The 13978-nt window shown below is 38.1% G+C and carries 14 protein-coding genes, 2 tRNA genes and 1 rRNA gene; all 17 read right to left on the reverse strand.

Annotated features, from left to right (window positions below; translation table 11 throughout):
* Positions 1–238 precede the first annotated feature (238 nt).
* Positions 239–1789, reverse strand: a 16S ribosomal RNA gene (locus C7J88_RS04605).
* A gap of 133 nt (positions 1790–1922) precedes the next feature.
* Positions 1923–1996: transfer RNA gene (locus C7J88_RS04610), tRNA-Gly, on the reverse strand.
* 35 nt (positions 1997–2031) lie between these two features.
* A tRNA-Leu gene (locus C7J88_RS04615) sits at positions 2032–2114 on the reverse strand.
* A 505-nt stretch (positions 2115–2619) separates the two neighbouring features.
* Positions 2620–3069: a SprT family protein gene (locus tag C7J88_RS04620; protein WP_095117476.1), complete on the reverse strand. Its 450-nt coding sequence runs from the start codon at positions 3067–3069 to the stop codon at positions 2620–2622.
* On the reverse strand, positions 3062–5215 hold the full coding sequence (locus C7J88_RS04625; protein ID WP_095117477.1) for a Tex family protein: 2154 nt from the start codon (positions 5213–5215) through the stop codon (positions 3062–3064). Before C7J88_RS04625 ends, C7J88_RS04620 begins: the two co-directional genes overlap by 8 nt.
* A gap of 143 nt (positions 5216–5358) precedes the next feature.
* Positions 5359–6132: an RNA polymerase sigma factor SigB gene (sigB, locus tag C7J88_RS04630; protein WP_095117478.1), complete on the reverse strand. Its 774-nt coding sequence runs from the start codon at positions 6130–6132 to the stop codon at positions 5359–5361.
* Entirely contained in the window at positions 6104–6586 is a 483-nt protein-coding gene (rsbW, locus tag C7J88_RS04635) for an anti-sigma B factor RsbW (RefSeq protein ID WP_095117479.1), read from the reverse strand. Before rsbW ends, sigB begins: the two co-directional genes overlap by 29 nt.
* A 1-nt stretch (position 6587) precedes the next feature.
* A complete protein-coding gene (locus tag C7J88_RS04640; protein ID WP_095117480.1) occupies positions 6588–6914 on the reverse strand; it encodes an anti-sigma factor antagonist in 327 nt (108 codons plus the stop codon).
* Between the two features lie 75 nt (positions 6915–6989).
* Entirely contained in the window at positions 6990–7994 is a 1005-nt protein-coding gene (locus tag C7J88_RS04645; RefSeq protein ID WP_268233740.1) for a SpoIIE family protein phosphatase, read from the reverse strand.
* A gap of 295 nt (positions 7995–8289) precedes the next feature.
* Positions 8290–8643, reverse strand: a complete 354-nt coding sequence (locus C7J88_RS04650) for a type II toxin-antitoxin system PemK/MazF family toxin (protein ID WP_095117482.1) — start codon at positions 8641–8643, stop codon at positions 8290–8292.
* Positions 8644–8814 carry a type II toxin-antitoxin system antitoxin MazE gene (gene mazE, locus C7J88_RS04655; protein WP_095117483.1) on the reverse strand — a complete coding sequence of 57 codons (171 nt, stop codon included), beginning with the start codon at positions 8812–8814 and terminating at the stop codon, positions 8644–8646.
* 88 nt (positions 8815–8902) lie between these two features.
* Positions 8903–10051 (reverse strand): alanine racemase, encoded by a 1149-nt coding sequence (alr, locus tag C7J88_RS04660; RefSeq protein WP_095117484.1) that lies wholly within the window; start codon positions 10049–10051, stop codon positions 8903–8905.
* Positions 10052–10078: 27 nt separating this feature from the next.
* Entirely contained in the window at positions 10079–10438 is a 360-nt protein-coding gene (gene acpS / locus C7J88_RS04665; RefSeq protein WP_095117485.1) for a holo-ACP synthase, read from the reverse strand.
* Positions 10435–11010, reverse strand: coding sequence for a PH domain-containing protein (locus C7J88_RS04670; RefSeq protein ID WP_095117486.1), 576 nt, complete (start codon positions 11008–11010; stop codon positions 10435–10437). The genes acpS and C7J88_RS04670 overlap by 4 nt, the downstream gene beginning before the upstream one ends.
* Positions 11000–12505: a PH domain-containing protein gene (locus C7J88_RS04675; protein WP_095117487.1), complete on the reverse strand. Its 1506-nt coding sequence runs from the start codon at positions 12503–12505 to the stop codon at positions 11000–11002. Before C7J88_RS04675 ends, C7J88_RS04670 begins: the two co-directional genes overlap by 11 nt.
* Complete coding sequence (locus C7J88_RS04680) at positions 12498–12971, reverse strand: PH domain-containing protein (protein ID WP_095117488.1); 474 nt, start codon at positions 12969–12971, stop codon at positions 12498–12500. The genes C7J88_RS04675 and C7J88_RS04680 overlap by 8 nt, the downstream gene beginning before the upstream one ends.
* Positions 12972–13105: 134 nt before the next feature.
* On the reverse strand, positions 13106–13807 hold the full coding sequence (locus C7J88_RS04685) for a GNAT family N-acetyltransferase (protein ID WP_095117489.1): 702 nt from the start codon (positions 13805–13807) through the stop codon (positions 13106–13108).
* Between the last annotated feature and the right edge of the window lie 171 nt (positions 13808–13978).

Below are 13978 nucleotides of genomic sequence, written 5' to 3' on the forward strand. Positions count from 1 at the left end.
ATGTACAAACAATTTGTTTGCCAAACGTTCGCATTCGTCTTCATCATTTCATAATCACTCGATTACTTACACAAAGTAAGCTCACTCGTTCTTATTCATGATTCATAGACTGACAAACGTTTTCAATACAAATTTAATTATAGGTTGAATCCTCAAATATGAGCATTCAAAACTGAATACAATATGTCACGTTAATCCGCTTATCACCTAAAGGTGATATTCCGTATATTATCCTTAGAAAGGAGGTGATCCAGCCGCACCTTCCGATACGGCTACCTTGTTACGACTTCACCCCAATCATTTGTCCCACCTTCGACGGCTAGCTCCAAATGGTTACTCCACCGGCTTCGGGTGTTACAAACTCTCGTGGTGTGACGGGCGGTGTGTACAAGACCCGGGAACGTATTCACCGTAGCATGCTGATCTACGATTACTAGCGATTCCAGCTTCATGTAGTCGAGTTGCAGACTACAATCCGAACTGAGAACATCTTTATGGGATTTGCTTGACCTCGCGGTTTCGCTGCCCTTTGTAATGTCCATTGTAGCACGTGTGTAGCCCAAATCATAAGGGGCATGATGATTTGACGTCATCCCCACCTTCCTCCGGTTTGTCACCGGCAGTCAACTTAGAGTGCCCAACTTAATGATGGCAACTAAGCTCAAGGGTTGCGCTCGTTGCGGGACTTAACCCAACATCTCACGACACGAGCTGACGACAACCATGCACCACCTGTCACTTTGTCCTCCGAAGAGGAAAACACTATCTCTAGTGCGGTCAAAGGATGTCAAGATTTGGTAAGGTTCTTCGCGTTGCTTCGAATTAAACCACATGCTCCACCGCTTGTGCGGGTCCCCGTCAATTCCTTTGAGTTTCAGTCTTGCGACCGTACTCCCCAGGCGGAGTGCTTAATGCGTTAGCTGCAGCACTAAGGGGCGGAAACCCCCTAACACTTAGCACTCATCGTTTACGGCGTGGACTACCAGGGTATCTAATCCTGTTTGATCCCCACGCTTTCGCACATCAGCGTCAGTTGCAGACCAGAAAGCCGCCTTCGCCACTGGTGTTCCTCCATATCTCTGCGCATTTCACCGCTACACATGGAATTCCACTTTCCTCTTCTGCACTCAAGTTTTCCAGTTTCCAATGACCCTCCACGGTTGAGCCGTGGGCTTTCACATCAGACTTAAAAAACCGCCTACGCGCGCTTTACGCCCAATAATTCCGGATAACGCTTGCCACCTACGTATTACCGCGGCTGCTGGCACGTAGTTAGCCGTGGCTTTCTGATTAGGTACCGTCAAGACGTGCACAGTTACTTACACGTTTGTTCTTCCCTAATAACAGAGCTTTACGATCCGAAGACCTTCATCACTCACGCGGCGTTGCTCCGTCAGGCTTTCGCCCATTGCGGAAGATTCCCTACTGCTGCCTCCCGTAGGAGTCTGGACCGTGTCTCAGTTCCAGTGTGGCCGATCACCCTCTCAGGTCGGCTACGTATCGTCGCCTTGGTAAGCCGTTACCTTACCAACTAGCTAATACGGCGCGGGTCCATCTATAAGTGACAGCAAAACCGTCTTTCACTATTGAACCATGCGGTTCAATATGTTATCCGGCATTAGCTCCGGTTTCCCGAAGTTATTCCAGTCTTATAGGTAGGTTACCCACGTGTTACTCACCCGTCCGCCGCTAACGTCAGAGGTGCAAGCACCTCGTCTGTTCGCTCGACTTGCATGTATTAGGCACGCCGCCAGCGTTCATCCTGAGCCAGGATCAAACTCTCCATAAAAGAAGTAAGCTTGATATAGCTCGTTTGATTGTTTAAGTCAATCACTCTTGAAAGTACTACTCTGAGTACTCAAATTATCGGAATTAACGTTGACATATTGTCATTCAGTTTTCAATGTTCATGTTAAAAATTATGGAGCGGGTGATGGGAATCGAACCCACAACATCAGCTTGGAAGGCTGAGGTTTTGCCATTAAACTACACCCGCAGATTATTTAAATGTTGATATTAAAGTTTAGTTGATGCGGCCGAGAGGACTTGAACCTCCACGGGATCTCTCCCACTAGGCCCTCAACCTAGCGCGTCTGCCATTCCGCCACGACCGCTCGGTAACTTTAAACATCATTTTTTCAGAACGATACTCATTATATCAGGCGTGACATTTGATGTCAACACTTTTTTAATGTTTATTTAATATTTGTAATCTGTTGTTAATATTTCGTTTTCGCAACGTACTCAACTATATCATGTCGTATCTCTCAAGTCAACATATATTTTCCATATTATTTAACTTGTTTTGTTCGACTTTTGTTATTATATATAATCTATTTTTCAAAGTCAACACAAAATCGTATATAAAATCAAACTACGACAAAGAAGAAACACTCTTCACTTTGTAAAAACCGAATGATTTATAGATTGCTTTATCGAATGTTAGTAAAATCATAACAATCTTTTGTAATTTTCATTTTTTGTATCAATTATAAAGTCTATTTCCCGAATATAGATAATATTTAAATCAACGCTTATTTTTTTAAGTATCATGAAATTTTTAAAAACAACAAAGGACGATAGACATAATAATACATATTACCTATCGCCCTTACACAGTTATTTATTTTTTTCTATGAGCTTTCCACTACACTTGCCACACCGCATACGTTTTGTATCGACTTTTCGAATTCGCATATATGCTGCGCCACAATTTCTACATTTATAGATATACTTTGCTCTGGACTCATAACTTTGAATTGGATTACAGAATCGTGGTGCACCCACGCGAATACTCAATTTTTTAAAATCTGCATCTTTATGCTGATAGCCTTTTTTATCAAGATGTAGAAAATAGTGACATAATTCATGTTTAATAATATCAACGAGTGCTGCTTCACCAAATGCTTCATACTGTTTCGGATTAATTTCTATATCATGCGTTTTTAATAAATAACGTCCACCTGTTGTCCGCAAACGTGGGTTAAAATAAGCACGATGTTGAAATGTTCTCTGAAAGTATTGTTGGGCTATCTGTTCAGTCATTACTTGTAGCTCTATGTTATTCATGCGGGTCAATCATCGTCAACGCTACTTTTCCTTTTTGCTCATCAATACCGTCTATCCATACGTCGACAATATCTCCTACATTCACTTTATCCATTGGATGTTTTACAAATTGCTTAGATATTTTTGAAATATGCACTAAGCCATCTTGTTTCACTCCGATATCAACAAATGCACCAAAGTCCACAACATTACGAACTGTCCCCGTTAACTTCATGCCTTCTCGTAAGTCTTCAATGGAAAGTACATCTGACTTTAGCTGCGGTGTTTCATATGCATCACGCGGGTCACGATTTGGTGCAATTAACGAATTCACGATATCTTCAAGGGTAGGCACGCCAATATTTAACTTTTGTGCATATTGATCAGTATCTATCTTTTCTAATATTTTTTTCAAATGATCTGTGCCAATATCTGATACGTTCAAGTTAACTGCACTTAACAAATCATGTGTCACCGCATAACTTTCTGGGTGAATCGCCGTATTATCAAGTGGATCTTCGCCATCTACAATACGCAAAAATCCGATACTTTGTTCAAACGTTTTATCACCTAAACGTTTTACTTTTTTGATTTGTTGATGCTTCGTAAACGGTCCATTCTCTTCTCTGTGGGATACAATATTGTCTGCAATTTGTTTCGATAAACCGGAAACGTGTTGCAACAGTGTGCCCGAAGCAGTATTGATATTGACACCTACTTGGTTTACAGCTGTTTCGACGACGAAGTCTAACGCTGTTGAAAGTGCTTTTTGATTCACATCATGTTGATACTGACCGACACCGATTGATTTTGGGTCAATTTTGACTAATTCACTTAATGGATCTTGTATACGACGTCCAATCGATACGGCGCTGCGCTCTTCAACTTGAAAGTCAGGAAATTCATGGCGTGCAATGTCTGAAGCTGAGTATACAGAGGCTCCGGCTTCGTTGACAATAATATATTGAATATCCAAGTTATTTGTTTGTATCATTTTTGCTACAAATTGCTCTGTTTCACGACTTGCTGTACCATTACCAATTGCCACCAAGTCAACATCATATAGTTTAACCATTGATAAAAAGGTTTCTTCTGCTTCTTTTACTTTTGAGACTGGTGGATGTGGATACATCACTGATTTCGCAACAAATGTACCATATGGATTGATGACTGCGAGTTTACACCCTGTACGAAAGGCTGGATCAACACCCAGTATTTGTTTGCCTTTCAGTGGTGCTTGCAATAATAAATTTTTCAAGTTTTCACTGAACACATCAATGGCTTGTGTTTCTGCACGCTCTGTTAAATCTCCACGAATTTCTCGTTCGATAGATGGAAAAATAAGACGTTTCATCGCATCTTCAATAGCTGTAATGACGATATCCGACAGTCGATGTGTTCCTTTCACTTCCATACGACGAATCGTTTGAGACAGTTTTTCAATATCCGCATCTATTTTTACTGATAATATCTTTTCTTTTTCACCACGGTTTATAGCGAGTATACGGTGGTTGGCTGCTTTCTTGATAGGTTCACTATAATCGTAGTACATCGCATATACCGCTTTTTCATCTTCTGCTTTTTTCTTTTTTTGTGTCACAATGACACCTGTATGCCAAACGTCTTTTAAAATTTTCTTGCGATATTCTGGATGGTCTGCAATTTTTTCAGCGATAATATCTTGTGCACCAGCAATCGCCTCTTCTATTGTTGCTACTTCATCATTGAGATAGTTTTCAGCTTGAGCGTCCAACTCTGATGGTAACTTTTGTGATAAAATCCACTCTGCGAAAGGTTCAAGCCCTTTTCTTTTCGCTTCCGTAGCACGTGTTTTTTTCTTTTGTTTATATGGACGATACAAATCTTCTACACGCTGTAACTTTGTTTGTTTTAAAATATCTTGTTTCAACTCAGATGTCAGTAACCCTTGTTGTTCAATTGTATGGATAATCTCTTCTTTTCGCTTTTGAAGGTTTTCCATATATTGATATCGATCATCGATTTGTTTGATAGCCACCTCATCTAAGCCACCAGTTGCTTCTTTACGATATCTCGCAATAAATGGCACAGTATTTTTCTCACTTAATAGTGCGAGAACCGCTTCAATTTGTTTTACCGAATATTGATATTCTTTATGTATTGCTTGTACAAGTGTATCTGTTGCCATACGATTCACTGCCTTTCCATTTTTTACCATTCAAAAGATGTTGTTTTAAAGTTGATGATGAAAGAAGTACAATCTTTTCAGACACTTAATTTAATAAGTGCAGAAAATCATGTGCTATTATTTCAATATTTCTATTCAAATATTTATGTTTGCTTTACAGCTTGTTGTAGTTTCTTAATCGCCGTTCGTTGCAATCGTGAAACGTGCATTTGACTTAAACCTACACGTTCTCCTGTTTCTTTCTGACTGAGTCCTTCAATAAACGTGCATTGAATGATTTCTCTTTCTCGATCGGATAGTATTGGTAAGATTCGTTCTAAAATAATGCGCTTTTCGGTTAAATCATAGTTTTCATCTTGACTGCCCATAACATCTAATAATGTCACTGTTGAGCCGTCTTTATCCGCTTCAATCGAATGATCGACGCTGAGTGCATGATAGCTTTGACCCATCTCCATTGCTTCAAGAACTTCTTCATCGGAAACTTCAAGATGTTCCGCAATTTCACGAATCGATGGCGACCGCTCTAATTCATTCGTCAATTCATCGATTGTTTTCTTAATACGTGGACCGATTTCTTTAATTCTTCTTGGAACGTGTACGCTCCATGTTTTGTCTCTTAAATAACGCTTGATTTCACCGATTACAGTTGGTACTAAGAACGCCTCAAACTTACGATCAAAAGATAGGTCAAAACGATTGATTGCGCCAATCAAACCAACCATCCCTACTTGTACGAGATCTTCATGATGAGATTGACCTTTTGAATATCGATATGCTAAAGATTCGATTAATTTTCCGTAATGATTAACAAGTTTTTCTTGTGCGGCTTCATCTTGATTTTTTTGACATGCTAAAATCCATTGATTGATTTGTTCTGATGAAACATTATTCATTGAGTTCGATGCTTTCGTCATGGGTTTGCACCTGCTCTTTTTTGATATACTTCGTCATACTGATTGTCACACCTGTCTCTTTTCTTACAGTGACTTCATCCATTAATGCTTCAATCAAAAACAAGCCAAGCCCACCTTCTCGTAAAAAGTCAATATTTTCATCATCTTGATAAGGTCCTAGTTGTTGCTTTGTTTCTTGGTAATTAAAGCTTTCGCCTTGATCAGATACGACAATTTTAATTTGCGTGTCAGTCACTTCAAATACAATTGTAATATATCCAATCGCTTCATGGTGTTTATATGCATGCTTCACCGCATTTGTAACAGCTTCACTCACTGCAATTTTTGCATCTTCTATATCATTGTACGATGCATTCGCACGATTAAATACTCCTGATAACGTCAGACGAATTAAACTTACATATTCTGGTGCTGCGGGTACCTTCATCTCGATGACATCATGTGCTTGTGGCATGTTATTCGACCTCCGTTCCTTGATTCACATGCATTAAATCAGCTAGTCCAGTTATATCAAATAGACGCTTGATACGATCATTGACTCCTAAAATATAGAGTGCTTTGTCATGTTGATTCAATGCTTTGAGTGTCCCAACAAATAAACCTAATCCTGTTGAATCCATATAAGTTAAATCTGTCAAATTAACATGAACATCATGTGTTCCTTCTTGGCGAATTGGCAACAGTACAGCTTCAAGTTCAGGGACTGTTGCTACATCTAATTCACCAGCAACAGTGACCTCATAGTATTCTTCATATACATCAGTTTCTATGTTAAGGTTCATTAATTTATACACTCCTAAAATAGTCTACTATTAGTTTTTACCCAATTATTGATCACCATAATCGTTTATTAGTGATTATCGGGCTCTTTTAATGATCAAGATTGTCAAATCATCACGCTTACTCTTTTCTTGTAAACGTAACAATGCCTCATACAATAACTGTACAATGTCTTGCGGATGCATATCTTTATATTTCAAAATAAAGTCCAACAAGTAATTTTTATCGATAAAACGACCTGAGTCGTCTCTGATTTCTGTAACACCGTCTGTGAAAATAATGATCATATCATTTAACTCAATCTTTATTTCCTGTTGGTCATAACGAATATTGGGACTTACACCGAGTACGCGACCTCGAACGGTAATTTCTTCAAATGTATCGGTTGCTGCTCTGAAAATATAGCCGGGTTCATGTCCTGCTGAACTGCAATACAAGATATGATTAAGATCTTCATATAGACCATAAAACATTGTCACAAACATATTTTGGTTGACGTTTTTCTCAACTACTCGGTTCAACCGCTTCAATCCATCATTTGGCAATTGTGAATGTCCATATGAGTCCATGCCAAACTTGATCATACTCATCGCTAACGCTGCTGGTATTCCTTTCCCGATAACATCTGCAACTGCAAAACTCATCGTTCCGTCTTTATGATCAATCAAGTTGAAGTAGTCACCACTCACTTGATGTGCTGCCACAGAGATTGCACCGATTTGTATGCTATCAAATTGGGGAATATCTGTTTTGAGCATTGTTTGCTGAAGACTAGAAGCTACTCCCATCTCTTTGTCATGAACTTCCATGCGATCAACAAGTCGCTTGTAATCCGTATAATCGTAACCAAAACTTTGAATGACGACTTCGAGAACATCCAAGCTATCCTTCATGTCTTGTTGACTTAAGGTACGAGCTTCAAGGTATGATTTATGTATATTGACAATTGCCTCAGGTGTGACACTTTCTTCAGGTAAGTTACTGGCAAATGTACGTGCTATCTCTAAAACTTCATCACTGTTACTACTATTTAAAAACCGGTCGATTAATTCAAAATAGTACTCTGTTTTTGATTGCGCCACTCTCAATACTCCTTTTCCAATCATATTCCACCTAAAAACAAAAAAGTGGCCGTGAAACCTTATCAGTTCAAAGATTTCATCGTCCACCCTGACAAGGATGACTTTAAGCAAATCGCTTCAAGTAATATCCTATTCCCTTTGATCTACATCGTTCATAAGATGAAGTGCTATTTATCTCAATTGTTGTCGGGCATGCTTCACTGTTCTATCACAAATAACTCGAATGTCTGTCATGACTCAAAGATCAATTTGACTGTCATAAAACTTATAACAGATCAACTCGTATATCCCCCTGTTATCGTGATTGAACCACTTGTAACCCTAGACTGATACCGAGTGCATTGTTTACTTCTTTCATCTTTTCGTCCGATAAAAAAGTCAGTTTTTCTTTCAATCGATTTTTATCAACTGTCCGAATCTGTTCTAACAAAATAACAGAATCTTTGTCCAGTTTGTATTTCTTTTTTTCAATTTCTACATGTGTTGGAATCTTCGCTTTATTAATACGTCCAGTAATTGCCGCTACAATCACAGTCGGACTATATTTGTTACCAGTATCATTTTGTATGATTACGACGGGTCTAACTCCCCCTTGTTCAGAACCCTGTACTGGTGATAAATCAGCTAAGTATACATCACCGCGCTTCATTTAATCATCCTGATGCTTTGATAGTAAGTGAGATTCATTACAATCGCACGCCTCACACTCTACTGAATATGCTTCTGTCGCTAGGGAGAGATTGAGATCAGCCATTTGTGCATAACCTTCTTTTAATGACTGCTCTAAATTTTTAAATTTTACTTGATTGAATACTGACATCATGAGACCCTCCATATCAATTCAACTCACATTAAAAATCTAATTTTATCACTCACAATGATAGCAAAAAAATAACAAATCTACCATATTATTTTAACAATTCATTTGTGACATCAATGTTTTCCCCTGAAATATAGATGCGTGGAATACGACGTCCAAAGTTACAAAGTACTTCATAGTTAATCGTCTGTTGTTTCTGGGCAAGTGTTTCAGCCGATTGTGGTGTATGGGCACGTGCTTCTAATACGACAACTTTGTCTCCCGGCTGTACGTTCGCTGGTACTTTGATTGCCGTTTGATCCATGCTAATACGACCAACCACTTCACATTGTTGACCGTTTACACTTACATAAGCGCCTTGCATTTGGCGTAAATATCCATCTGCATAACCAATTGATAGAAGTGCAATATGCATACGCTCTGTTGCTGTATACGTCTCGCCATATCCAATCGTTTCTCCCGCTTCTACTTGTTTTACTTGAACAACAGTTGTTTCAACAGTCGCAGCAGGTGTCAGACGTGCCGTTTTTTTGGATTCAATAAATGGTGTCGGATAATAACCGTAAAGTGCAATACCTGGACGATACGCATTACAGATTTCAGGATTGAAACGTAATGTTCCTGCTGAATTTTGAATATGCACATACGTTGGACGCTCTGCATTCGTTACGAGACTTTCAAAACGTTGATACTGCTGTTGCGCAGAATCATTTTCTTCATCTGCTGATGCAAAATGTGAAAAGACACCTTCAAAGATCAACTGTTCATACTGTTCGATGAGCGCAATCATTTCACGATATGTTTCGATATCTTTAATGCCTAGTCGATTCATACCAGTGTCCAACTTGATATGCAGCCATAATGACTTTTCATTTGTTGGATCAATATGAGAAATTGCTTCTTCCAGCCACGCTTTAGAAGGTACAGCAACTGCCACACGGTGTTGAATAGCCTTGTTAATATTCGCAGGCGGAACACTTGAAAGGATTAAGATTTTCTCTTTAAATCCATGCATGCGTAATTCAATCGCTTCATCCAATGTCGCAACACAGACGAACGTAACGCCTAGTGATGCGAGATGATTAGCGATTGCTACACTTCCTAAGCCATAGGCATTCGCTTTGACGACAGGCATCATCGTCTTTGTAGGATGACACTTGGATAATTCTTGATAGTTAGATGTAATCGCATCTAAATTTACAGATAATGTGGTATCACGATAATACTTTTCTGACAAACTACTGTCACCTTCCTTTGATATACTTCATTGATCTTTTTGTTCTAATATAACTTGACTCATGGCATAGTGCGCCGTATGGGTGATGGATACATGTACGATAAAACCATCGAATAAAATATAAGGTTTTCCTTTTTCATCGTTTGCACAATGAATGTCATTGAATGCGACTTCTTTACCGATCCCTGTACCGAGCGCTTTGCTAAAAGCTTCTTTTACCGCAAATCGACCTGCCAAAAATTCTATACGTCTCTGAGGATGTAACAACTGCGTGTAATGGGCATATTCGTCTTGGCTTAAGATGCGTTTAACGAACTTAGGTTGGTTTTCTGTTATCGTCTTGATGCGGTCTATTTCAACTAAATCAACGCCTAAGCCAAATATCATAACAACGTCTCCTCATCTTCAGTTTGCGCATCTTTTATTTTATCATAATTTTCATCAGTTATTTCAAGCGGTGTATGACTTTCATCATTATTTTCATCTATAATGATTCCTTGTTGAATAAGCTGCTTAATCTTTAATGCTTGTTCTTTTTCAATTAAAGAAATCTCAACATTGCCACCTGCCGTAGAGATAGTTAATGTTGCAAGCCCATATTTACGCATAATAAACCCTTCATCCATATCAATGTTTTGGATTCGGAATAATGGTACTTGTGTTTGTTGTACAAATATAAACCCTTCTCTAACGACAATGCCTTGTTCTGAAAAATGATAACGAAAGACATGGTACGTATAAAGTGGTTTGAGCCAGACAAATACAACTGCATACAAAACTGCAATGATGACTAGCAGCAATGCCACCCACTTGAGTTGTGATTCGAATGAACTGATGAAATAACTTGAGACAAATGACGCAATTGCTAAGATTAAAATTGCTGCTGTAATAATCATACTAGCAATACGCATGACTTTACGCGCTTCTGGTGCCATTTTGTTATACAATTCATGCGTCATCACGATCACCACCTTCTATATACCATGATTGTAATGCATCCACATCTTGCGTATCAACGAAGTCTAATCCCACATCCATGCTCAACGAACCTTTAGCCAACGTGTAATGAAAATGATTCAATTGTGCATTTGCCATCACTGGATGATATTCACGTTGCCAACCGAGTATTTTGTCATGTTTGAAATAAGTTGTTCGGAATCCAGTATACGAGACACGGCGTATTGCGATTTCATCACCTGCTACGTGCCAACCAGCTTTTAAGATAGTCATGTAACTCTTAAATATGCGCATCACTATATAGAATGCGACAGGTATCCAAATCCACACCCAGAAATAGTAGTGTACAATAGCTGCAATGATGACTAATACGAGTGATTGTATCCAAAATCGTCTATGGAATCCACGCCATGGTAAGGAGTGGTCAACTTCATCAAACTGCATATGCGGTACCATCGATGCTAATAGTGCACGCACTTCACGTTTGTGTATAAATGGCAATACCATCACACGACCATCCGCAAAGTCATTCTCCAAATCGACTTTCATATCGCTTGTTATGACAAAATCATATGCTGTGTAGCCAAATAATGTACGCAAATAACTTTTATGTTCAATGACAGCTTGGATGCGCTTTAAAGGGACAGTTACTTTTTTAACATTCAAAAGCCCATATCGTATCGTCAAGTAGTCACCTTGCCGTTTCAATGTGTAATTGTAATAGCGGAAAAATGTAATCAAAATCCCTACAAAATATGAAATGATGATACCAGCTGAAACAATCACTGTCGTAATAAGAACTGTACTGTTCACAATAGAAGATACCTCTTCAGTCAACCAATTCCAATCAATATAATCTAACATTGCCGTCAAAATAGGACTGAGTGTCGCAAGTGCAACAAAAATAGCACCGCTTGTCATCGCCATAAATAGTAGATTTTTTGTAGATAATTGATATAACTCTTCTTCTGGTGGCATATTGATTGCATTAGTAGAAGATTCAGCATCTGCTACTTCGCTATCTTCTGTATCACGCTTATGCTCATTCAAATCAAATTTTACCTTCTCCAGTTCTGATTGAATCGCTTCACTTTGTGCTCGGGTAATAGTTTCAAGTGCTATACCATCACTCGGTGTTTGTATTTGTAACCTGACTCCCCCAACAATTTGATGAATCAGATTTTGTGACGTATCCATCGATTGAATGCGAGAAATATTTAATTCTTTTCGTTCGAGATTAAATAAACCTGTTGTGACAATAAAATGATTGCCTTCAATCCAATAACGAGTACGATATGCTTTGATAGCATCGTTTACTAATGTGATTAAGAAAAAGAATGCAACCATTCCAGGGAAAATATAATTCGAAGGCTCCGTATAATCAAAATCTTTAATTGCAAATAGCAAGAAGAGTAACAGCGGTATAATATTGGATTTTATTGCATTGAAAATACTCATCACATATGAGATGGGATGGAGCTTTTGTGGACTATACATCACTATCACCCTCCTGTAATAGTTCGAGACAGTACTGTTCGAGTTGATGCACGTCTTCTTCATATAATAAAGGCAACGTGATCGTATGACCTGCTGTTGTTAGTATCAAACTTTGCAACTGATGACGTCGCAATAGTGGTCCATTTTCCCAGTGGAGATATTGAAGTCTCTCAATCTTTAGAATTTGATGTTTGCGAAACCAATAGTTACGCTTCACTTCAATCATATTTTCTTTGATTCGATAATAGGTGAAATGATATCGAAAGTAAGGTTTTAACAGACAGTATAAAATGTGTAAGATGAGTAAACCACCCGCGATATATTGTATCGGTTGCCAAATCTCAAAATAGTAATCGAGGGAAAAAGCAATAATAAGCAACACCGTACCAATTAAACATCTAAGCAAATAAAATTGCCTGAAATACTTTTTCGCAACTTCTGGACTTCTCTGGAATGAAGTTGTCATTGATTCTGCTCCTTCTAATGATTTTTTTACATTATAACATACTCATTTTTCACTATATACAGGTGCTCAAATAACATATATTTCAATTATTACTCAACTAAAACTCATCATTCATCAAAAAGTAAGGTTTATATTTATACGTGAGAACGAATAGAAAGTTTATGAATTTGTGTACCATCACGCTTGAAATTTCTCTCATCTAACCAGCACTCATATTTTTGCTTAATATCCGGCCATTCTTTATCTATGATAGAGAACCAATCTGTATCTCTATTTCTACCTTTATATACTAATGCTTGTCGAAATGTACCTTCATATGTAAAACCTAATCTTTTAGCTGCTCGTTTAGAAGGAGCGTTTAAACTATCACATTTCCATTCATAACGTCTATACCTTAATGATTCAAACACATACTTAGCGAGTAAATACTGAACTTCAGTCGCAATGCGTGTTCTTTTTAACAAAGGCGAGTAATGAATATGTCCTACTTCAATCGTTGAAGCTTTCGTATTAATACGAAGTAATGACATCATACCTAAAGCTTTATTAGTCGTTTTATCAACTATCGCAAAGAAATACGGATCTTCCGAATGAATATAGTGATGAATCAATGTACTAAATGCTTCTTTATCGTGTATGGGATCGTTTGGTAAGTAAGTCCAACTTAAATCATTATTTGAGTCACATAACAATTCGAATAGATCGTCTAAGTGGCAAGTGCTCAAATGTTCCAATTTACTATATTTACCTTCAAGTATTTCAATGTCGGGTTTCTCAGGTTGATGAAAAGAATGAACTGCATCCCCTATCGGTTGATTGTATAAATTATAATTCATTTGAACGCCCCTTTTATTTTTTATGATAGCATAAAGGGAATATTTTTAACTATCTTATATATAGCTAAATAAACAATAGTTAAAGCAACTCACTTGAAGGTAAAGAAACATAAAATCACCCAATCCAAAATGATGATTCATAAGGATTGGGTGATTTATATTAGAGTTAGA

The organism is Staphylococcus muscae, from assembly GCF_003019275.1.
GTDB classification, from domain to species: Bacteria; Bacillota; Bacilli; order Staphylococcales; family Staphylococcaceae; genus Staphylococcus; species Staphylococcus muscae.

What these genes read in the sequence shown, in the direction of transcription:
- C7J88_RS04620 (WP_095117476.1), bottom strand. Translation starts at nt 3,069, where the DNA reads ATGAATAACATAGAGCTACAAGTAATGACTGAACAGATAGCCCAACAA.
- C7J88_RS04625 (WP_095117477.1), bottom strand. Translation starts at nt 5,215, where the DNA reads ATGGCAACAGATACACTTGTACAAGCAATACATAAAGAATATCAATAT.
- sigB (WP_095117478.1), bottom strand. Translation starts at nt 6,132, where the DNA reads ATGACGAAAGCATCGAACTCAATGAATAATGTTTCATCAGAACAAATC.
- rsbW (WP_095117479.1), bottom strand. Translation starts at nt 6,586, where the DNA reads ATGCCACAAGCACATGATGTCATCGAGATGAAGGTACCCGCAGCACCA.
- C7J88_RS04640 (WP_095117480.1), bottom strand. Translation starts at nt 6,914, where the DNA reads ATGAACCTTAACATAGAAACTGATGTATATGAAGAATACTATGAGGTC.
- C7J88_RS04650 (WP_095117482.1), bottom strand. Translation starts at nt 8,643, where the DNA reads ATGAAGCGCGGTGATGTATACTTAGCTGATTTATCACCAGTACAGGGT.
- mazE (WP_095117483.1), bottom strand. Translation starts at nt 8,814, where the DNA reads ATGTCAGTATTCAATCAAGTAAAATTTAAAAATTTAGAGCAGTCATTA.
- acpS (WP_095117485.1), bottom strand. Translation starts at nt 10,438, where the DNA reads ATGATATTTGGCTTAGGCGTTGATTTAGTTGAAATAGACCGCATCAAG.
- C7J88_RS04670 (WP_095117486.1), bottom strand. Translation starts at nt 11,010, where the DNA reads ATGACGCATGAATTGTATAACAAAATGGCACCAGAAGCGCGTAAAGTC.
- C7J88_RS04675 (WP_095117487.1), bottom strand. Translation starts at nt 12,505, where the DNA reads ATGTATAGTCCACAAAAGCTCCATCCCATCTCATATGTGATGAGTATT.
- C7J88_RS04680 (WP_095117488.1), bottom strand. Translation starts at nt 12,971, where the DNA reads ATGACAACTTCATTCCAGAGAAGTCCAGAAGTTGCGAAAAAGTATTTC.
- C7J88_RS04685 (WP_095117489.1), bottom strand. Translation starts at nt 13,807, where the DNA reads ATGAATTATAATTTATACAATCAACCGATAGGGGATGCAGTTCATTCT.